The organism is Collinsella aerofaciens, assembly GCF_005844325.1.
GTDB lineage: Bacteria > Actinomycetota > Coriobacteriia > Coriobacteriales > Coriobacteriaceae > Collinsella > Collinsella aerofaciens_G.
Map to the genome: position 1 here is coordinate 1 of NZ_SPFY01000022.1, position 18,522 is coordinate 18,522.

The 18,522-nt window shown below is 60.0% G+C and carries 24 protein-coding genes; 1 reads left to right on the forward strand and 23 read right to left on the reverse strand.

The window, feature by feature from the left end; genetic code table 11:
* Nucleotides 1–163: 163 nt before the first annotated feature.
* Nucleotides 164–1,375 (reverse strand): tyrosine--tRNA ligase, encoded by a 1,212-nt coding sequence (gene tyrS / locus FGQ61_RS07275; protein WP_171021543.1) that lies wholly within the window; start codon nt 1,373–1,375, stop codon nt 164–166.
* Between the two features lie 96 nt (nt 1,376–1,471).
* Nucleotides 1,472–3,430: a U32 family peptidase gene (locus FGQ61_RS07280; protein ID WP_171021544.1), complete on the reverse strand. Its 1,959-nt coding sequence runs from the start codon at nt 3,428–3,430 to the stop codon at nt 1,472–1,474.
* Between the two features lie 162 nt (nt 3,431–3,592).
* Here FGQ61_RS07280 and FGQ61_RS07285 point away from each other — a divergent pair, with 162 nt between their 5' ends.
* Nucleotides 3,593–5,797, forward strand: coding sequence for a transglycosylase domain-containing protein (locus FGQ61_RS07285; protein WP_138375095.1), 2,205 nt, complete (start codon nt 3,593–3,595; stop codon nt 5,795–5,797).
* A 189-nt stretch (nt 5,798–5,986) separates the two neighbouring features.
* Here FGQ61_RS07285 and FGQ61_RS07290 read toward each other — a convergent pair whose 3' ends face one another.
* The 21 genes from FGQ61_RS07290 to rplE all read right to left on the reverse strand — a co-directional run bounded on the left by FGQ61_RS07290 (nt 5,987) and on the right by rplE (nt 18,400).
* Nucleotides 5,987–6,424: an arginine repressor gene (locus FGQ61_RS07290; protein ID WP_006235280.1), complete on the reverse strand. Its 438-nt coding sequence runs from the start codon at nt 6,422–6,424 to the stop codon at nt 5,987–5,989.
* Nucleotides 6,425–6,556: 132 nt separating this feature from the next.
* Nucleotides 6,557–7,555 (reverse strand): glycosyltransferase family 2 protein, encoded by a 999-nt coding sequence (locus FGQ61_RS07295; protein WP_138375096.1) that lies wholly within the window; start codon nt 7,553–7,555, stop codon nt 6,557–6,559.
* A gap of 203 nt (nt 7,556–7,758) precedes the next feature.
* Nucleotides 7,759–8,583, reverse strand: a complete 825-nt coding sequence (truA, locus tag FGQ61_RS07300; RefSeq protein ID WP_055287449.1) for a tRNA pseudouridine(38-40) synthase TruA — start codon at nt 8,581–8,583, stop codon at nt 7,759–7,761.
* A gap of 92 nt (nt 8,584–8,675) precedes the next feature.
* Nucleotides 8,676–9,143, reverse strand: a complete 468-nt coding sequence (rplQ, locus tag FGQ61_RS07305; RefSeq protein WP_055287451.1) for a 50S ribosomal protein L17 — start codon at nt 9,141–9,143, stop codon at nt 8,676–8,678.
* A gap of 30 nt (nt 9,144–9,173) precedes the next feature.
* The gene (locus FGQ61_RS07310) at nt 9,174–10,115 is read right to left on the reverse strand and encodes a DNA-directed RNA polymerase subunit alpha (protein WP_006235276.1); all 942 of its coding nucleotides are present in this window, start codon (nt 10,113–10,115) and stop codon (nt 9,174–9,176) included.
* 32 nt (nt 10,116–10,147) lie between these two features.
* Nucleotides 10,148–10,744: a 30S ribosomal protein S4 gene (gene rpsD, locus FGQ61_RS07315; RefSeq protein ID WP_006235275.1), complete on the reverse strand. Its 597-nt coding sequence runs from the start codon at nt 10,742–10,744 to the stop codon at nt 10,148–10,150.
* Between the two features lie 19 nt (nt 10,745–10,763).
* Complete coding sequence (rpsK, locus tag FGQ61_RS07320) at nt 10,764–11,168, reverse strand: 30S ribosomal protein S11 (RefSeq protein ID WP_006235274.1); 405 nt, start codon at nt 11,166–11,168, stop codon at nt 10,764–10,766.
* A gap of 14 nt (nt 11,169–11,182) precedes the next feature.
* Nucleotides 11,183–11,557, reverse strand: coding sequence for a 30S ribosomal protein S13 (rpsM, locus tag FGQ61_RS07325; RefSeq protein WP_022094275.1), 375 nt, complete (start codon nt 11,555–11,557; stop codon nt 11,183–11,185).
* 14 nt (nt 11,558–11,571) lie between these two features.
* Nucleotides 11,572–11,685 carry a 50S ribosomal protein L36 gene (gene rpmJ / locus FGQ61_RS07330; protein ID WP_006363204.1) on the reverse strand — a complete coding sequence of 38 codons (114 nt, stop codon included), beginning with the start codon at nt 11,683–11,685 and terminating at the stop codon, nt 11,572–11,574.
* A gap of 150 nt (nt 11,686–11,835) precedes the next feature.
* Nucleotides 11,836–12,054 carry a translation initiation factor IF-1 gene (gene infA / locus FGQ61_RS07335; RefSeq protein ID WP_035137443.1) on the reverse strand — a complete coding sequence of 73 codons (219 nt, stop codon included), beginning with the start codon at nt 12,052–12,054 and terminating at the stop codon, nt 11,836–11,838.
* A 104-nt stretch (nt 12,055–12,158) separates the two neighbouring features.
* Complete coding sequence (gene map / locus FGQ61_RS07340) at nt 12,159–12,947, reverse strand: type I methionyl aminopeptidase (protein WP_006235270.1); 789 nt, start codon at nt 12,945–12,947, stop codon at nt 12,159–12,161.
* Nucleotides 12,944–13,570 carry an adenylate kinase gene (locus FGQ61_RS07345; protein WP_006235269.1) on the reverse strand — a complete coding sequence of 209 codons (627 nt, stop codon included), beginning with the start codon at nt 13,568–13,570 and terminating at the stop codon, nt 12,944–12,946. Before FGQ61_RS07345 ends, map begins: the two co-directional genes overlap by 4 nt.
* An 18-nt stretch (nt 13,571–13,588) precedes the next feature.
* Complete coding sequence (secY, locus tag FGQ61_RS07350) at nt 13,589–14,875, reverse strand: preprotein translocase subunit SecY (protein WP_035137447.1); 1,287 nt, start codon at nt 14,873–14,875, stop codon at nt 13,589–13,591.
* Nucleotides 14,869–15,318, reverse strand: a complete 450-nt coding sequence (rplO, locus tag FGQ61_RS07355) for a 50S ribosomal protein L15 (RefSeq protein WP_006235267.1) — start codon at nt 15,316–15,318, stop codon at nt 14,869–14,871. Before rplO ends, secY begins: the two co-directional genes overlap by 7 nt.
* Nucleotides 15,319–15,321: 3 nt before the next feature.
* Nucleotides 15,322–15,504 (reverse strand): 50S ribosomal protein L30, encoded by a 183-nt coding sequence (rpmD, locus tag FGQ61_RS07360; RefSeq protein WP_006235266.1) that lies wholly within the window; start codon nt 15,502–15,504, stop codon nt 15,322–15,324.
* Nucleotides 15,505–15,506: 2 nt separating this feature from the next.
* Complete coding sequence (rpsE, locus tag FGQ61_RS07365; RefSeq protein WP_006235265.1) at nt 15,507–16,031, reverse strand: 30S ribosomal protein S5; 525 nt, start codon at nt 16,029–16,031, stop codon at nt 15,507–15,509.
* Between the two features lie 14 nt (nt 16,032–16,045).
* A complete protein-coding gene (gene rplR / locus FGQ61_RS07370) occupies nt 16,046–16,414 on the reverse strand; it encodes a 50S ribosomal protein L18 (protein ID WP_006235264.1) in 369 nt (122 codons plus the stop codon).
* 75 nt (nt 16,415–16,489) lie between these two features.
* Nucleotides 16,490–17,026, reverse strand: a complete 537-nt coding sequence (gene rplF, locus FGQ61_RS07375; protein WP_006235263.1) for a 50S ribosomal protein L6 — start codon at nt 17,024–17,026, stop codon at nt 16,490–16,492.
* A gap of 33 nt (nt 17,027–17,059) precedes the next feature.
* Nucleotides 17,060–17,458, reverse strand: coding sequence for a 30S ribosomal protein S8 (rpsH, locus tag FGQ61_RS07380; protein ID WP_006235262.1), 399 nt, complete (start codon nt 17,456–17,458; stop codon nt 17,060–17,062).
* A gap of 119 nt (nt 17,459–17,577) precedes the next feature.
* Nucleotides 17,578–17,763: a type Z 30S ribosomal protein S14 gene (locus FGQ61_RS07385; RefSeq protein WP_022094280.1), complete on the reverse strand. Its 186-nt coding sequence runs from the start codon at nt 17,761–17,763 to the stop codon at nt 17,578–17,580.
* Between the two features lie 79 nt (nt 17,764–17,842).
* Entirely contained in the window at nt 17,843–18,400 is a 558-nt protein-coding gene (gene rplE, locus FGQ61_RS07390) for a 50S ribosomal protein L5 (protein WP_006235260.1), read from the reverse strand.
* Between the last annotated feature and the right edge of the window lie 122 nt (nt 18,401–18,522).

The following is an 18,522-nucleotide window of genomic DNA, read 5'->3' on the forward strand; positions in this document are numbered from 1 at the left end:
CATGCGAACCTCCAGTCCGGACCGCTTCACGGTCCAACTTTCTGTCCGCACCCCCCCTGGGCGCCCGTATGGCATTTTTAGGAACTATTTCACCGCAACTCAAAAGGCCGCAGTCGGGAGTTCCGGCTGCGGCCCTATTGCACATGTTAGGTTGACCTACTTGCTAGACCAGCTTGAAGCCCTTGCGCTTGCCTACGGAGAGGGTGTCGCCCAGTTTGAGGGCGCTGGGGTCGATGTTGTAGCTCTTGGGAGCCACGGCCTTGCCGTTGATCTTGACGCCACCGCCGTCGATATCGCGACGAGCCTGGCCGGCGCTCGCCGAAAGGCCCAAGTTCTTGAGCAGGCCGGCGAGGTAGATCTGGCCCTCGTCGTTGACGGTCAGCTCGACATGCTTCTCGGGGAAGTCGGCAAGCTGGCCCTCCTTGAACACGCGGTCGAACTCGGCCTGAGCCTCGTCTCCGGCGCCGGCGCCGTGGTAGGTGTCGCACAGGTCGCGGCCCAGAGCGCGCTTGAGCTCGTAGGGGTCGGCAGAACCATCGGCCAGGGCGGCGTCGATCTTGTCGACCTCGGCCGGGGTGAGCGAGCTGGCCAGACGATAGTACTTGCCGATCATCTCGTCGGGGATGGACATGGTCTTGCCGAACATATCCTTGGGAGCGTCGGTCAGGCCGATGTAGTTGCCATAGGACTTGGACATCTTGCGCACGCCATCGGTGCCCTCGAGCAGCGGCATGGTGAGCGCGATCTGCGGCTCCATGCCCATCTTCTCCATGAGCTCACGGCCAGCGAGCAGGTTGAAGAGCTGATCGGTGCCGCCCATCTCGACGTCGGCCTTGATCTGCACGGAGTCGAAAGCCTGCATCACGGGATACAGGAACTCATGCAGGGCGATCGGCGTCTGAGACTGGTAGCGCTTGGTAAAGTCGTCGCGCTCGAGGATGCGGGCGACGGTGAACTTGGAGCACACCTGCAGCAGACCGGCCAGATCCATCGAAAGGATCCAGTCACCGTTGTGCACGATGGTGGTCTTCTCGGGATCCAGGATCTTCATGGCCTGGCTCACGTAGGTCTCGGCATTGGCCTCGATCTGCTCCTGCGAAAGCTGCGGACGGGTGGAATTCTTGCCCGAAGGGTCGCCAATCAACGCGGTACCGTTGCCGATGATGAGGGTGACGTTGTGGCCCAGGTCCTGGAACTGACGCATCTTGCGCAGCGGCACGGCGTGGCCCAGGTGCAGGTCGGGGCTGGTGGGGTCGACGCCGAGCTTGATGTTGAGGGGCTCGCCCTTCTCAAGCTTCTTGCGAAGGTCGGCCTCGGGAACGATCTGCGCGGCGCCCGAGGTGATGATACGCATTTGCTCGTCAACAGACAGCATTGGGTATCCTCCTTTTGCTATAGCACCCTCGCCGAAAACGGCGGTGCTGGAAGTCCATAAACTCTCTTATGATAACAAACTGACGCGACGCAGCACCTACGACAGGAAAATCCTCGTCCTGCCGCATGCGTCAATGGCAACTGGCAGACGTGTACCGTCACGCTCGACCAGATAGCGTACCTGCCGACGACGCAAGCAGTCGCGGCAACGAACCTGTCCCGTCGCATCGGTGGCGCAGACGCCCTCGGCGGTCAGCAGGCAGTGCTCGCACACCATAAGCTCGGGACGGTCGGCGTCGACCGGACCCAAGACGCCGGGTTCAGCGGCCAGTTCGGCAATACGCTCCGCATCATTGCCGAGCAACTCCGCCGGCAAGCACACCCGCCCCGCACCGAGTCCGCGCAGCCAGGTAAGCGTGGCCCGATTCGCGCAGAACACCGGCGCCGCCACGTCAAACGTCACGCCCAGCTCGCGAGCGATCACCACCTGTCCCAGGTTGCGGCAGACGACGCGCCCGGCACGCTGTATCAGTGAGCGGGTCCAGTCAGCGTCACCCGTGCGGCACACCTCGTCAAGCACCACAACGGCGTCGGACAAATCAAGTTCTCCGCGCGGGTCGGCATCCATCAGCTGCCAAGCAAAAACCATGCGAGTGGGAACCGCGCACTCCACCAACTCCGTGGACGCACCGCCATCCACCGCAACGTCCTCAAAGGGCAGCACCTCAACGGCACGCGCAACGGGCGCAATCGCATCCGCCTCGGCCCGCATGCGCTCCAACACCGCCGCCGTCTGATCCAACACGCCGGCGCTGCGAATCAGGTACACCTCGCAGCCCGTGTCAACCTTACGCTTGCAATGCACGACGACGCGCTCCCCCGCTGCGGCATCCACCGGACAGGGCACCTGCGGCCAGCGCTTGGGCACATCGGGACGCGCGTCGGCACCCGGATAAAACCGGATCTCGAGCGTGTCACCCGCCGCCACGGCGGCGTCGAGCTCAACGGTCACCTCTTCGTGGCCCACAGCGACCAAGCGCCCCACGCGCACGCCCTGGTTAATCGCACGCTCAAAGCTCATCAGCTCGGCACCCGAACGCCCTCGCAGGTACGCATCGGTAAACCCACGGTTAAACGACCTTCCCAGCTCGCGCTCAAGCTCTTCCACGGCACCGGGGTCCCACGCGCCGTCGTACAGCATATCGAGTGCCCGGCGCCACACCCGCACCACGTTGAATACGTAATCGGGGTTCTTCATGCGCCCCTCGATCTTGAGCGACGCCACGCCGGCATCTACAAGCTCGGGCAGATGTGCAATACCCAGATAGTCGCGCGGGCACAGCAGGCGATCTCCCTCGACGGCGACAACGCTCTGCCCCGCCTCGTCCACCAGGTCGTACGCCAGACGGCACGGCTGCGTGCAGTCGCCGCGCATCGCCGAGCGCCCACGCCGCAGGGCCGAGAACTCGCACGCCCCCGAATAGCCGATGCAAATCGCACCGTGGCAGAATACCTCGATGGGCACGCCCGTGGCACATAGCGCCGCAATCTCGTCGACCGTCAGCTCGCGTGCCGTCGTCACGCGCTCGACCCCCAGCTCATCGGCGGCAAGTCGCACGGCGCCTTCGCTATGAACGCCCGCCTGCGTGGACAGGTGAATCTCGACCCCGGGAATCGCCGCGCGCAGCGCGCAGGCCAGCCCGGCATCGGCGACAATCAGAGCATCGGCGCCCAGCTCCAGTGCATGAGCTCCCAACGCCACCGCGTCGGACAACTCATCGTCAAACACGAACACGTTGAGCGTCACGTACACACGCACGCCATGGGCATGCGCCACGGCGCAGCCGCGCGCAAACTCGTCGTCGGTAAAACCGTGCGCACTCACACGGGCGTTAAAGCCGCCCAACCCCGCATAGATGGCATCGGCGCCCGCGGCGATGGCCGCAAACATCTGGTCGAGCCCGCCCGCCGGCGCCAGCAGCTCGGGCAGCGCCGCACCGGCAGCATCCAATCCAGTCTTGTGTTGTCCGCTCGGCCCCATCGCCCGAATCGCCATCGGCAAACTCCTTACCAAGGTATGCATTCACTCTGAAAAATGCCGTCTTCCAGCATACACGAGGCCTCGCGCGCCCCGTTTGGTTTATCGTGTAATAACTTATGTCCATCCTGCCCCGACGGCACATCCGCCGTCCGGCACGACATACCTGGAGGTCAATATATGGGTCCTCGCCAACGACAGGGACGCAGCCGTTCAAAGACGCATGCCCTGCCCATAATCCTGCTCTCGTTTTTGGGCTTTTTGCTGATTGCGGGCGTGGCATTTGGCATCGGCATGGTCGGCAACGTCAACCGCTGGCTGTCCGATCTGCCCGACTACACCGACGCCAACGCGTATCTGGTGAGCGAGCCCACCGAGATCGTCGACTGCAACGGCAACAAGATCGCGAGCTTCTACACGCAAAACCGCAAGTCCATCACCAAGGACAAGGTCTCCCCCTACGTGCTACAGGGCACCGTTGACGTCGAGGACGAGCGCTTCTACGAGCACGGCGGTATCGACCTGTGGGGTATCGCGCGTGCTGCGGTGGCAACCCTCGGCGGCGGGCACGAAGGCGCCTCGACTATCACCCAGCAGCTGGTGCGCAACACCATCCTGCAGGAGGAGCAGTTCGACTCGACCATCGAGCGTAAGGTGCGCGAGGCCTACATCGCCGTAAAGATGGAGGACATGTACTCCAAAGACGAGATCCTCATGATGTACCTCAACACCATCTATTACGGTCACGGCGCCTACGGTATTGAGGCCGCCGCCGAGACCTACCTGTCCAAGAGCGCCGCAGACCTCACCCTGAGCGAGGCCGCGCTGTTGATCGGCCTTCCCAACTCGCCCTCGCAGTACGACCCCACGGTCAACCCCGACCTGGCGCTGTCCCGTCGCAACAAGGTCCTCGACAACATGCTGCGCCTGGGCCACATTACGCAGGAGGAGCACGATGCCGCACAGGCCGAGCCCATCACCCTCAACGTGACCGAAATCTCGGGCAGCGGCGTTGACGTATACTCGCAGCCCTACTTTGTCGCCTATGTTAAGCAGCTGCTGGAGCAGGAGTTCTCGACCGACGTGCTCTTTAAGGGCGGCCTGACCGTCAAGACCACCATCGACCCCACGATGCAGCAGGTGGCAGAGAATGCCGTTCGCGAGCAGCTCGACACGCTCTCGCTCGACGGCCTGGACATGGGCATGGTCGTCGTCGACCCCAAGACCGGCTACATCAAGTGCATGGTGGGCGGCTACGATTACAACGCCGACGAGAACCACGTAAACCATGCCACGGCCAAGCGTCCCGTCGGCTCCACCTTTAAGGCCTTTACGCTGGCAACTGCCATCCAAAACGGCATGAACCCCAACGTCACCCTCAACTGCAACTCGCCGCTCAAGGCCAAGGGCACCACGACCGAGGTCCAAAACTACGCCAACCATAGCTATGGCAACATCACGCTTAAGCAGGCGACGGCATACTCCTCCAACACCGGCTACATCCAGGTGGCGGAAGCCGTCGGCAACAGCAAGATCATCTCGCTCGTCAAAAAGCTCGGCATCGATCCCGCCAAGGACAACATCGAGGACGTTCCCGTCATGACCCTCGGCACCGGCTCGATCTCGCCGCTCGAGATGGCCGCCGCCTACGCGACGTTTGCCAACGGCGGCTACTATCGCCAGCCGATCGCCATCACCGAGATTGACTCTCGTACCGGTTCGGTGCTGTACCAGCACACCGACAATCCCTCACAGGTACTTACCGAGGGCGAGGCCGCCGCGGTCACCGATGTTCTGTCCGGCGTCATGAAGGGCGGCGGTACGGGTGCTGCCGGCGCCCTGAGCGTCAACCAGCCCTATGCCGGCAAGACGGGCACCACCGACAACACCACCAACCTGTGGTTCTGCGGCTATACCCCGCAGCTGGCGTGCGCCCTGTGGACCGGCTATTCCGCGGGCGAGATTCCCATCCAAAAATACGGCACAGACCTGCTGGGCGACAGCACCAACCTGCCTGTCTTTAAGCGGTTTATGAACACCGTTCTGACCGGTACCGAGCGCGAGGAGTTTGCGACCGGAACGGCGCCCACCTACAAGAACAACAGCGTCTGGAAGTTCTACGGCACCAACAACACCAAGAAGACGGAGAACGACGACAAGGACGAGAACGAGGACGAAGAGGAAACCACCACAACGACTACCACGACGACCACGACCACCGAGACCACGGGCGGCGACACCACCGGCGGCACCGGTACGACCGGTGGCTCGACGGGCGGCTCCACTGGTGGTTCGACCGGCGGCGATGGCGGCACGCCTACGCCTACGCCTACGCCTACACCCACTCCCGACCCCTCGCCCACGCCTGACGATACGGTTGGCTAGAAATTCATCCGGCCATTAGCAACAAGGCCCCCGAGCAGCTTATTAAAGTGCTCGGGGGCCTTTTAGTTTAAAGCGACCTGGTGGACGGCCTTTATACCGGCAAACAATATAGGGGGTACCGACCAACGTCGATACCCCCTTACAAGCTACCATGTCACGCACACAGTGCCGAGCGCACGACCCGCACGCCTACTTGCGAGAATTGCTCAGCTTATTGATCAGCGCCTCGAGACGCTCGCCGTCCTCGGCCGTCTGGGCAATAACCAAAATCGTATCGTTGCCGGCAAGCGAGCCAAGCACATCGGGCAACTCTGCCGCATCAACGGCGGCGGCGATGCCGGAAGCCGTACCAGGCTGAGCCTTGATCATAACCAGATTATCGGTGCGCAGAACGCCCGTTACGAGCTCGGAAACCATACGCTGCAGGTGCAGGTCCTCTGCCAGAACATAGATACCCTCGGGGAGCTTACGCAGCCCCATATCGGCAATATCGCGAGAGACAGTCGCCTGCGTGCAATCAAAGCCCATAGCGCGGAGCTCATCGACCAGCACGCGCTGCGTGCGGACGTCCTTATTGCGCACAATATCTCTAATGGCATCCTGGCGCCCATTGCGTTTTTTAGCCATACAAACCCTCTCTCCAAAAGATGGCGGAGACAATCAATCAGTGACTGAATAGTTTAACGCTATTTGAAGGCTTTTGTGTATAAGAACGCATTTCGAAACAATTCTATGCAAATTTGTTTCGAAATGAGCCGTTTAGGCGGTTTTTGCGCCCGTCCGGTTAAGAAAAGCTGCCAGATGCGTACACATCACGCAGCGCGCGGGCTTGGCGCTGGCGATCGGCCCAAACAACAAACCGAGTCCCCGATGGTTATCCTTGAGCGCGGCGACCATCTGACGGGTTCGAGGCGCCTCGAGCATATCACGCATGCGGGCGGAACGCTCGATTGACGACACTCCATGCGGGCTAAGACACAAATTCTCGATGCAGGCGACCAGTCCGGCAAAGTAGAACTTTTGGCTTGCCAGCTTGAGCCGACCACCGCTATCTGCTTCCGAGAGTGAGTCCGCAAGCTCGTCGAGCGCTCGAGTGTCATCGGATATCCTGGCATACATGGTGGGATCAAAGGCATCTGTAAGCTTAGGTGCCACCGCGTGGAAACAAGCGTCGCCGCAGCCGGACACGAATCGTGCCTGCGAGAGCGCATAAGCCATAAACTCAACCGTACGGTACGCCTTGCCGCGCGACAGGCATGCCTCAAACAGCGGACGGCTATACATCACGCCAGAGGTCTGAGCGACTAGGCCGCCCAAAATCAACTGGGGCAGCCCAGTCACCATAGAAGACTCGTCTTCTATGGCAATAGAGGCAGCATCCAAGACGCGCGAATGGCGTTCTCGATGTGCATCATAGCGGTCGAGCGACACCGTGGGGAACACTATGTCTGCCGCAGTATCGCACGCGATATCGACCATCTTGGAAAGGGACTGCGGAGCAAACCACTCATCGGCGTTCATAGCGATGATTTGAGAGCCGCGCGAGACAGCAAAACCGGCACGAAGGCAAGCGCCGCGCTTCGCGTCCTCGACGTCAATCAAATCAATATGGATGTCCCTGTCGGCAGCAACTTGAAGCGAATGGCGCACACCGGGCGCAGCATCGCGGCAAACAACGACAATCTGCAAATCGTAGAGGTCTTGGTTCTGGATACTCTCGAGCGCACGCATCGCATAGCTGGGCGAACCTTCTACCACAAGGATCACCGAAAGTCGCGGATGCGAGCCACGTCGAACCAAGTTATCCGTCCTCTCGACAGCAATGAATCAAACCGTGGTTCATGGTACACCCCGGCAATAAAAGCAATGAGACACCGGTTGTATTGCACGCCAAGAACAGATGTTGCACACGCGCAGCCCACAGATAATGGGTGTCGACGCACGACGCGTCGAGCCCTCCCCTAGTCGAGCACGACGAGCTCGGCGGGATCGTAATCCACGCCCATAAACGTAAGGCCGCAGGCAGGAGCCGTGGGGCCCGCAGCGGTACGGTCGCAAGCATCGATGACCTCGCGCATCCACTCGGGTTCACGGCGATGCATGCCAATCGCGACAAGCGTGCCAACGATCGTACGGACCATCGAATGCAGAAACGCATTGCCCTCGATGGTAAACGTCAGGATGTCCTCGCCAAACGCAACCTCATGGCCAAACTCGGCGCGCATTACGCAGCGGTGCGTAGGTTTGCCCACGGCAGAAGCAACCTTGCAAAAGCTTTTAAAGTCCTGCTCGCCCAGCAGCGCGGGGCAGGCAGCAGACATAGCCTCAACATCCAAGGGATAGCGATGCCACCACACCGCACCGCGGGACAGCACGGGGCGCGCATCCCGATCGGCAATACGGTACGTATACGTACGGGAACGCGCGTCAAAACGTGCAGAAAAGCCTTTACGGGCCTTGTAGACCTCGTTGATGGCGATATCTTTGGGCAGCAGGGCATCCATAGCCCGCAGCCACCTACGGCGCGTTAGGGCGAGCTCAGCGTCCGTTACGGGCACGCTGATGTACTGAGCCACGGCATGCACGCCGGCATCGGTGCGACCCGCGCACGTCAGATCGATCGGACGGCGAAGCAGCGTCTCGATGGCTCGACGCAGCTCACCCGCAACCGTCGTCTGTCCCGGCTGCTCGGCAAAGCCGCTATAGGACGAGCCATCGTATGCCACGCGGAAAACGAGCGTGGCATCGAGCTCTGGAATCGAATTGAAATCAGACGGCGCGGTCATGGGCGCTCCCAACAAACAGGCAATGGCATTTCGACAAAAAAAGAGGGGTACGCGAACGTACCCCTCGAATATAGCCTATGCAGACGGATTGTCTACTCAGCGGTCTCCTCAGCAGGAGCCTCCTCGGCAGCCTCGACCTTCTTGGGAGCAGCGGCCTTCTTGGGGGCCGGAGCAGCCTTCTTGGCCTTAGGCGTGCAAGGCTCGGTGACGAGCTCCATGATAACGATGGGAGCGTTGTCGCCCTTGCGGTTACCGAGCTTCATGATGCGGGTATAACCGCCGTTGCGATCCTGCCACATACCCTGGGCAGCCTTGTCGAAGATCTCGGCAACGAGCTGCTTATCGCCGAGCTTGGCGATAGCCAGACGACGAGAGTGCAGGTCGCCCTTCTTGGCCCAAGTGATGATCGGATCGACGACCGAACGCAGCGCCTTAGCGCGGGTCTCGGTGGTCTTGATGCGGTCGTTCTCGAAGAGGGCCTTAGCAAGGCTCTTCTTCATGGCCTTGGTGTGGCTCGCATCGGTGCCGAGCTTCAGGCCCTTCTTAACGTTGTGACGCATGGTCTAGTTTCTCCTCAAATATGCGAAGCATTAAGCCTTCAGGCTCAGGCCCATGGACTCAAGCTTGTCCTTCACTTCCTCGATCGACTTAACACCGAAGTTACGGATGTTGAGCAGATCGTTCTCCGAGAACTCAACGAGCTGACGGACCGAGTGAATGCTGGCGCGCTTAAGGCAGTTGTAGGAACGGACGGAAAGGTCCAGATCCTCGATCTGCTTGTCCAGCTCGGCGTTGTCGTTGGTGACCTCGGGAGCGAAAATCGAAGCCTCCTCCTCGACCTCGGGGGTCTCGGCAAGGTTCATAAAGGCGGCCATATGCTGGTTGATGATATTGGCAGCCTGGACCACGGCGTCGCGCGGGGCGATGGAGCCGTTGGTCTCGATCTCGAGGACAAGGCGGTCGTAGTCGGTGTGCTGACCGACACGGCAAGCCTCAACGAGCTTGGCGCAACGGGAAACCGGCGAGTACAGCGAGTCGACGTGGATCACACCGATGGGATCGTTGTCGCGCTTGTTGGCCTCGCCAGAAACATAGCCGCGGCCATAGCCGATGCGCATGCTCATGGTGAGATGGCCACCCTCGGTGAGCGTAGCAATGTGCTGCTCGGGGTTGACCAGCTCAAACTCGGACGGAATAAAGAAGTCCGCACCGGTGACCTCGCAGGGGCCGTCAACCGAGATGGTGGCGGTCGCCTCGTCGGTCGTGCCGAGAGCCCTGAAGACAAGCCCCTTGACATTCAGGACGATGTCGGTGACATCCTCGACCATGTTAGGGATGGTCATGAACTCGTGCTGCGCACCATCGATCTGAATAGCCTCGACGGCGGCACCCTCGAGCGAGGACAGAAGAACGCGACGAAGGGAGTTACCCAGCGTATCGCCGTAACCACGCTCGAGCGGCTCGACGGAGACACGAGCAGACGTCTCGTTGATCTCTTCGACCTGAACCTGAGGCCTAATGAATTCTGACATGTATTACCTCCAGCCTCAGCAGCCCGGATGGACTACTTAGAGTAGAGCTCGACGATGAGCTGCTCGTTGATATCACCGCTGATCTGCTCACGCGTCGGCAGAGCGAGCACGTTACCAGACAGCTTCTCGATATCGACCTCGAGCCAGCCAGGGACCTCAAAGCGCTCGGAGGAAATCAGGGCCTCCTTGATGGGGAGGAGGTCACGGAACTTCTCGCCGACAGCGACGACGTCACCGGCCTTGACGCGGTAGGACGGGATGTCCACGCGCTTGCCGTTCACGGTGAAGTGACCGTGACGGACGGACTGACGAGCCTCTTTGCGGGTGCGGGCGAAGCCAAGACGGAAGACGACGTTGTCGAGGCGAGACTCAAGGATGATCATGAGGTTCTCACCGGTGACGCCGTTCATCTTGCGGGCCTTGTTGAAGTAGCCGTGGAACTGCTTCTCCAGAACGCCATAGATGAACTTGACCTTCTGCTTCTCGCGCAGCTGCATGCCGTACTCAGATTCCTTGCGACGGCGCTTGGGCTGACGGATAGATTCCTTCTTGCTGCTGTAACCGAGCTCAGCGGGATCGATCCCGAGCTGACGGCAGCGCTTAAGAACAGGAGTCCTGTCGATTGCCATATTGATACGATCCTTTCAGTTACACGCGGCGACGCTTCTTGGGGCGGCAGCCGTTGTGCGGAATGGGGGTCTTGTCCTGGATGCTCGAGACCTCGAGGCCAGCAGCCTGGAGGGAGCGGATGGCGGTCTCACGACCGGAGCCGGGGCCCTTGACGAAGACGGAAACCTTCTTCATACCGTGCTCCATGGCCTGCTTGGCAGCAGCCTCGGCAGCCATCTGGGCAGCGAACGGCGTGGACTTACGGGAGCCCTTGAAGCCCACCTGGCCAGCCGACTTCCAGGAAATGACGTTGCCCTGGGGATCGGTGATCGAAACGATCGTGTTGTTGAACGTAGAACGAATGTGAGCCTGGCCCACGGAAATGTTCTTACGGTCCGCGCGCTTCAGACGGGCAGCGCGAACGTTCTTCTTAGCAGTAGCCATCTATCTAGCGCTCCTTATTTCTTCTTCTTAGCACCGATCTGACGCTTCGGGCCCTTGCGGGTACGAGCGTTAGTGTGGGTGCGCTGGCCGCGGACCGGGAGGCCCTTGCGGTGACGAAGGCCGCGGTTGCAGCCGATGTCCATAAGGCGCTTGACGTTCTGGTTGCGCTCACGGCGGAGGTCGCCCTCAACCATGATCTGGTTCTTATCGATATAATCGCGGATGGCGTTAACCTCATCCTCGGTGAGGTCCTTAACGCGCGTATCCACGTTAACGTTGCACTCGACGCAAATCTTCGTCGCAGTGGTGCGGCCGATGCCGTAAATGTAGGTCAGACCGATCTCAACGCGCTTCTCACGCGGGAGGTCGACACCATTAATACGGGCCAACGTAGTCTCCTCTCTTAACCCTGACGCTGCTTATGACGGGGGTTCTCGCAAATGACGAGGACCTTGCCATGGCGCCTAATGATTTTGCACTTATCGCACATCTTCTTGACCGAAGGACGTACCTTCATCGTTCTTCCTTTCGGTAGCGCTCAAACTACTTCCCTACTATCTACTCGCCCAGCCGCAGGCGTTTAAAACTATGGCTGGTCTTCACACACAATCCGACCGTAGGTTGAGCTAAGCCTGCAGTCGGAAATGGAGTGCGTGTATGCGTGCCGCTATTTGTAGCGATAGGTGATGCGGCCGCGGGTCAGGTCGTACGGGGAAAGCTCCACGACAACCCTGTCACCGGGGAGAATACGGATGTAATTCATTCGGATCTTGCCAGAAATGTTGCACAGAACCGAATGACCGTTCTCGAGCTCGACCTTAAACATGGCATTGGGCAGCGGTTCCTTTACCGTACCCTCGAGCTCAATTGCGTCTTCCTTCTTCACAAGCAATCATCTTTCTCTAGAAAACGACAGCGATTGAGTATTCTACAACACGTATGCACGCATCGTAATAACTTCGTAATGGCTCCACAACTAAGTGGAACTTGTTACATTTCTCCGCCTTGGAGGGAGCACCAAGCACCTTGGGCATCCGTGGTGAGAATCACCGGACCATCATTGGTAATGGCGACGGTGTTCTCGTAGTGCGCGGCGGGCAGGTGATCGTTGGTCGTAACAATCCAACCGTCGGAGCCCGTGCTCACATGGTTGGAACCCATCGTAACCATCGGCTCGATGGCAATAACCATGCCGGCCTGGAGGCGAACGCCCCTCCCCTTCTTTCCATAGTTAGGAACGTTGGGGTCCTCGTGCATCACGCGGCCAATGCCATGGCCTACATAATCACGAAGCACACCGTAACCGTGAGACTCGGCGAGGGACTGAACGGCATAACCGACGTCCCCGATATGGTTACCGGGAACAGCCTGCTCGATGGCAGCCTTAAGGCAATCGCGCGTGACCTCGCACAAAGCCTTGGCTTCGGGCGTGGGGGTGCCGACGAAAAACGTCCAAGCGTTATCGCCGACCCAACCGTCGACAACGGCTCCCGTATCGATGGAGATGATATCGCCATCGCGCAGGATCATGTCGGGGTTGGGAATACCGTGGACCACGGCATCGTTGATCGATGCGCAAATGGTCCCCGGGAACCCGCCGTAACCCTTAAAGGCCGGGGTGCCGCCATGCATGCGGATAATCTGCTCCGCGAGCTGATCGAGCTCAAAGGTGGAAACGCCGGGGCGCACCATGGCTCCAACGTGGCGGAGCGCCATCTTAGATAGCGCTCCTGCCTTCTTCATCTGCTCGATTTGCGTTGCAGACTTAATCTTGATCATAGACCGAGAGCCTCTTTGACATCCCCGTACACGGTCTCGCGAGCCTGGTCACCGTTGACCGACTTGAGCAGACCCTGGCCACGATAGTAGTCGACGAGCGGGCTCGTGGACTTCTCGTAGACGTCGAGACGGTTCTTGATGGTCTCGGGCTTGTCGTCGTCGCGCTGATACATCTCGCCGCCACACTTGGGGCAGGTAGCATCGGCAGCGGTGCCGGTGTAACCGCATGCGCGGCAGGTGCGACGCGAAGACAGACGATCGATAATGACCTCGGGGGCCACATCGACCAGAAGGGCGCAGTCGATCTCGCGACCCATGGCGGAGAGCTCGGAATCGAGCGTCACAGCCTGGGCGGTGTTGCGCGGGAAGCCGTCGAGGATGAAGCCCTGCTGGGCGTCATCGGCGGCAAGGCGCTCCTTGACAAGGTCGATCACGAGCTGGTCGGGAACGAGCTCGCCAGCGTCCATGTACTTCTTAGCCTGAATACCAAGCTCGGTGCCACCCTTGACGGCAGCACGCAGCAGGTCGCCCGTGGAAATGTGGGCGACGCCAAACTCGGCGACGAGCTCCTGTGCGACGGTGCCCTTACCGGCACCCGGAGCTCCGAGCAATACGAGGTTCATGAGCAATCCTCCTCTAGCCTATTTAAAGAATCCATCGTAATCATACATCTTGATCTGGCCTTCGAGCTTATCGACCGTGTCGAGCACGACGCCGACCATGATGAGGATGGACGTGCCGCCAAATGCCTGGATCAGATGGTTACCCGTGAAGGAGAAGATGATCGAAGGCACGATGGCGATGAGCGCCAAAAAGACAGCGCTGGGAAGCGTGATCTTGTTGAGCGCGTTCTTGATGTAGGCCGCGGTAGCCCTACCCGGACGCACGCCCGGAATAAAGCCGCCCTGCTTCTTAAGGTTATCGGCCGTGTCATCGGGGTTGAACACCATGGAGGTGTAGAAGTACGCGAAGAACACGATGAGGACAACGTTAAGCACCCAGTTGAGCCAACCGGTCGAAAGCGCGGAGGCAACTGCCTGAATCCAGCCGATGCCGGGGAAGAACACGGCAATCTGAGCCGGGAAGTACAGCAGCGCCGAAGCGAAGATGATCGGCACGACACCCGCGGTGTTGACCTTGATGGGCAGGTAGGTGGTCTGGCCACCCATCATGCGACGGCCCACGACGCGCTTAGCGTAGGAGACCGGGATGCGGCGCTGGCCGCGCTCAAGGAAAACAATCAGCGGGATAACCAGCAGGATGATGGCGCAGATGATCACCATGGTGATGATGCCACCGGCATTGCCCTCGGTGCTGGAGAAGATAGCCTGCGGCAGACCGGCCATGATGTTCGCGAAGATGATCAGCGACATGCCATTGCCGATACCGCGCTGGGTGATGAGCTCACCAATCCACATGATCAGCATGGCGCCCGCAGTGAGCGTACCGACGATCATGAGGTCGAAGATGATCTCGGGAGCGCCGGCGCCATTGAAGCTGATGCCGAAGCTCTTAAAGAGGAAGAGGTAACCCACGGAGTTGAGGATTGCCAGAGCCAGGGTGAGGTAACGCGAATACTGCGTAATCTTGGTCTGACCGACCTCGCCCTCGCGGGCAAGCTCATGCAGGGAAGGCACGACGGCCTGGAGCATCTGGAGGATGATCGAGCTGGTGATGTAAGGCATGATGCCCAGCGAAAACACCGACACATAGCTCAACGCGCCGCCAGAGAAAAGATTCAGGAGGGCCATAGCACCTGCGGCGACCGAATTGTTATCGGTCGAGAAAAGGCCCAGCATCCCCTGGAAGGGAATGCCGGGCACAGGAACGTGCGCACCAATGCGGTACACGACGAGCATAGCTATGGTAAAAAGAATCTTTTCGCGCAATTCTTTGATGCGGAAAGCATTCTTAAGACCATTTAGCACGGCAGCTCGACCTTTCCGCCGGCGGCCTCGATCTTGGCCTGCGCAGAAGCGCTGACCTTGTCGACCTTGACCGTGAACTTCTTGGTGAGCTCACCATTGCCGAGCACCTTGACGGGCTCGAACTCGCTCTTGGTGATGCGAGCGGCCTTAAGAGCGGCACCGTCGATCACAGCGCCGTCCTCGAACTTACGCTCGAGACGCTCAACGTTAACGGCGGTGTACTCGATACGACGGGGGTTGCGGAAGCCCGGAAGCTTGGGCAGGCGCATAGCCAGCGGAGTCTGGCCACCCTCGAAGCCGGCACCCTTGGTGCCGCCAGAGCGGGAACCCTGGCCCTTCTGGCCGCGGCCAGAAGTGGTGCCGTGACCCGAAGAATTGCCACGGCCGACGCGCTTGCGGTTCTTGGTGGAACCGGGCGCGGGAGTAAGATCGTGAAGCTGCATTTGCTACTCCTCTACAATCTCGACAAGGTGCTTGACCTTGAAGATCATGCCGCGGACGGACTCGTTGTCAGCAATCTCGCGAACCTCGCGGATCCTGTGGAGACCGAGGGCACGGACAGTACGGACCTGGTCCTGCTTGCAACCGTTGGTGCTGCGGACCTGCTTGATCTTGATGGTGTCAGCCATGCTTAGTTCTCCTTACCGACGAACATCTCGGAGACCGTCAGGCCACGGCGAGCCGCGACGTCCTCAGGGCTGGAGAGCTCCTTGAGGCCCTCGACGGCAGCCTTGATGATGTTGAGGCCGTTGTCGGTACCGAGGGACTTGGACAGGACGTTCTTGATGCCAGCAAGCTCAAAGAGGGGACGCACAGCGCCGCCGGCGATAACGCCGGTACCCTCGACAGCGGGCTTGATGATGATGCGGCCGGCACCAAAGTGGCCGAGAACCTCGTGCGGGATGGTGCCCTGCTCGGTCACCGGCACGTGGAACATGTTCTTCTTGGCATCGAGAGATGCCTTGGAGATGGCCATGGGCACCTCAGCGGACTTGCCCATGCCAACGCCGACGTTGCCCTTGCCGTCGCCAACGACGACGAGAGCGACGAGGCTCATGCGACGACCACCCTTGACGGTCTTCGACACGCGGTTGATGTAAACGACGCGCTCCTCGAACTCGGAGGCCTCGCGCTGCTGCTTCTGATTACGAGCCATGTGCTACATACCTCCTAGAACTCGAGACCGGCGGCACGAGCACCGTCGGCGAGGGCCTTGACGCGGCCATGGTAGATACGGCCACCGCGATCGAAGGCGACCTTGGTGATGCCGGCCTCGATGGCGCGCTTGCCAACGAGCTGACCGACCTTCTCCGCAGCCTCCTTGTTCGAGGTGTGGGTGCCCTTGAACTCGGCCTCGAGGGTCGAGGCAGAGACGAGCGTCAGGCTGGAGCCCTTGCTGTCGTCGATGATCTGGGCATAGATGTTGGCGTTAGTACGGGTCACGCGAAGACGCGGACGCTCGGAGGTACCCGAGACCTTGCCGCGAACACGACGCTGACGACGCTTGAGGCCTTCCAGCTTCGCCTTATGCTTGTTCATACGTAAACTCCTAAAAAGGTTGATCTTGCCAGCACCTGACGGGGTGCTGGTCTTATGCGAGTGAGTCGGTTACGACTACTTGGCGGCCTTACCCAGCTTGCGGCGGATGTGCTCGCCAACGTAGTGGATACCCTTGCCCTTGTAAGGCTCGGGAGGACGATGGCCGCGGATCTCAGCGGCGATCTGACCGACCTGCTGCTTGTTAATACCCTTGACGTTCACGTGGGTGTTGTCGGGAACCTCGAAGGTGATGCCCTCGGGAGCCTCGACGATCACGGGGTGCGAGAAGCCCAGGGAGAACTCGAGGTTCTTGCCCTTCTGCTGCACGCGGTAACCGACGCCGGCGAGCTCGAGCTTCTTCTCGAAGCCCTCGGAAACGCCAACAACCATGTTGTGGATGAGGGCGCGGGTGAGGCCGTGGCGGGCACGGGTCTCACGCTCGTCGTCGGGACGGGAAACGGTGAGGACGTTGTCCTCGACGTTGATAGCGAGCTTCTCAAAGACATCGAGCTCGAGCTGGCCCTTGGGGCCCTTGACGACAACGTTGTTGCCGTTGACTGCCACTTCGACTCCGGCGGGAATCTGGACAGGCTTATTACCGATACGAGACACGGTGATCTCCTTTCCTTCTACCTACCGAGCGAATTACCAGACGTAAGCGATGATCTCGCCGCCGACGTTGTGCTTGCGAGCATCGCGGTCGGTCATGACGCCATGGCTGGTGGAAATAATGGCGGTACCAAGGCCACCGCGGACGCGGGGCATGTCAGCAACGCCGGTGTACTTACGCAGGCCCGGCTTGGAAATGCGGCGGATGCCGTTGATGACCTTAGCCTTCTTGGGACCATACTTAAGCGTGATGTGCAGAGTCTTCTGGGGAACGGTGTCCTCGACATCGTAGCCCTCGATGTAGCCCTCCTCGTGCAGAACACGAGCGATCTCGACGAGCTTCTTGCTGCTCGGCATGGAGACCGTGGCCTTGTTCACAGAGTTAGCGTTACGGATGCGCGTAAGCATATCTGCGATCGGGTCTGTAAGGTTCATACAGATTCTCCTTCGTTCTTGATGAACACGTGCTCTTGGTTCTTCGCCGCCCTTAACGGCAAAGCCTTTTTAGCGCGTTTTCCCTGTTCCAAACTGATGCTTGAAACGCTGGTAGTGACTTACCAGCTGGCCTTCTTAACGCCGGGAAGCTCGCCCTTGAGTGCAAGCTCGCGGAAGCAGACACGGCACAGGCCGAACTTGCGGTACACAGAGTGCGGACGGCCGCAGCGCTGGCAGCGCGTGTACTCACGAGTAGAGAACTTCTGCTTGCGATTGCACTTGACGATCATCGATGTCTTAGCCACTTATATCCTCCTCACATAGAGTATTGTTCGCCCCAAGCGCCGCCCCCTTGTGGGAACGGCGCTTATAGGGCAGGTGAACCTATTTCTTGAACGGGAAACCGAAGGCGTCCAGAAGGGCCTTGGCCTCCTCATCGGTGTTGGCGGTGGTCACGAAAGTGATGTCCATACCGCGCTGGTGATCGACGGAGTCGAAGTCGATCTCGGGGAAGATGAGCTGCTCGGTGACGCCCATGGAGAAGTTACCACGGCCGTCGAAGCTCTTGGCGGAGATGCCGCGGAAGTCGCGGATACGGGGGATCGCGACGGAGGTCAGACGATCGAAGAACTCCCACATACGGTCGCCACGCAGGGTAACCTTGCAGCCGATCGGCATACCAGCGCGCAGGCGGAAGGTAGCGATGGACTTGCGGGCACGGGTGATCATCGGCTGCTGGCCGGTGATGGCGCGCAGGTCGCGCACGGCACCGTCGATGGCCTTGGAATCGGTAGCGGCCTCGCCGACACCCATGTTCACGACGATCTTCTCAAACTTGGGGATCATCATGACGTTCTCGTACTGGAACTTGTCCTGAAGCTGCTGCTTGACCTCGTTGTTGTACTTGGTCTTCAGACGCGGCACATACTTCTCTTCTGCCATTGTTCACTCCTTCTTGGGGTTTTAAGCACGGGGCGTGGCCACGATGGGTTGTCCTCGTGCCTCCTGGCTGCATCCGCGCCGCTCATGGCATTTTGCGGTTTGGACTCGACGCAGCAGGAGCC

Excerpts from the sequence above, each read along its gene's own strand:
- rplE (WP_006235260.1), bottom strand. The coding sequence starts at position 18,400 with ATGGCAGAAGAGAAGTATGTGCCGCGTCTGAAGACCAAGTACAACAAC.
- FGQ61_RS07310 (WP_006235276.1), bottom strand. The coding sequence starts at position 10,115 with ATGTCAGAATTCATTAGGCCTCAGGTTCAGGTCGAAGAGATCAACGAG.
- FGQ61_RS07290 (WP_006235280.1), bottom strand. The coding sequence starts at position 6,424 with ATGGCTAAAAAACGCAATGGGCGCCAGGATGCCATTAGAGATATTGTG.
- rpmD (WP_006235266.1), bottom strand. The coding sequence starts at position 15,504 with ATGGCTGACACCATCAAGATCAAGCAGGTCCGCAGCACCAACGGTTGC.
- truA (WP_055287449.1), bottom strand. The coding sequence starts at position 8,583 with ATGACCGCGCCGTCTGATTTCAATTCGATTCCAGAGCTCGATGCCACG.
- rpmJ (WP_006363204.1), bottom strand. The coding sequence starts at position 11,685 with ATGAAGGTACGTCCTTCGGTCAAGAAGATGTGCGATAAGTGCAAAATC.
- tyrS (WP_171021543.1), bottom strand. The coding sequence starts at position 1,375 with ATGCTGTCTGTTGACGAGCAAATGCGTATCATCACCTCGGGCGCCGCG.
- rplQ (WP_055287451.1), bottom strand. The coding sequence starts at position 9,143 with ATGCGTCACAACGTTAAGAAGGGCCTGAAGCTCGGCACCGATGCGAGC.
- FGQ61_RS07345 (WP_006235269.1), bottom strand. The coding sequence starts at position 13,570 with ATGAACCTCGTATTGCTCGGAGCTCCGGGTGCCGGTAAGGGCACCGTC.
- rplR (WP_006235264.1), bottom strand. The coding sequence starts at position 16,414 with ATGAACAAGCATAAGGCGAAGCTGGAAGGCCTCAAGCGTCGTCAGCGT.
- rpsK (WP_006235274.1), bottom strand. The coding sequence starts at position 11,168 with ATGGCTACTGCTAAGAAGAACGTTCGCGCTGCCCGTCTGAAGCGCGCG.
- rplO (WP_006235267.1), bottom strand. The coding sequence starts at position 15,318 with ATGCAGCTTCACGATCTTACTCCCGCGCCCGGTTCCACCAAGAACCGC.
- map (WP_006235270.1), bottom strand. The coding sequence starts at position 12,947 with ATGATCAAGATTAAGTCTGCAACGCAAATCGAGCAGATGAAGAAGGCA.
- rpsH (WP_006235262.1), bottom strand. The coding sequence starts at position 17,458 with ATGAACCTTACAGACCCGATCGCAGATATGCTTACGCGCATCCGTAAC.
- rpsE (WP_006235265.1), bottom strand. The coding sequence starts at position 16,031 with ATGGCTCGTAATCAGAAGCAGCAGCGCGAGGCCTCCGAGTTCGAGGAG.
- FGQ61_RS07285 (WP_138375095.1), top strand. The coding sequence starts at position 3,593 with ATGGGTCCTCGCCAACGACAGGGACGCAGCCGTTCAAAGACGCATGCC.
- rpsD (WP_006235275.1), bottom strand. The coding sequence starts at position 10,744 with ATGGCAATCGACAGGACTCCTGTTCTTAAGCGCTGCCGTCAGCTCGGG.
- FGQ61_RS07280 (WP_171021544.1), bottom strand. The coding sequence starts at position 3,430 with ATGGCGATTCGGGCGATGGGGCCGAGCGGACAACACAAGACTGGATTG.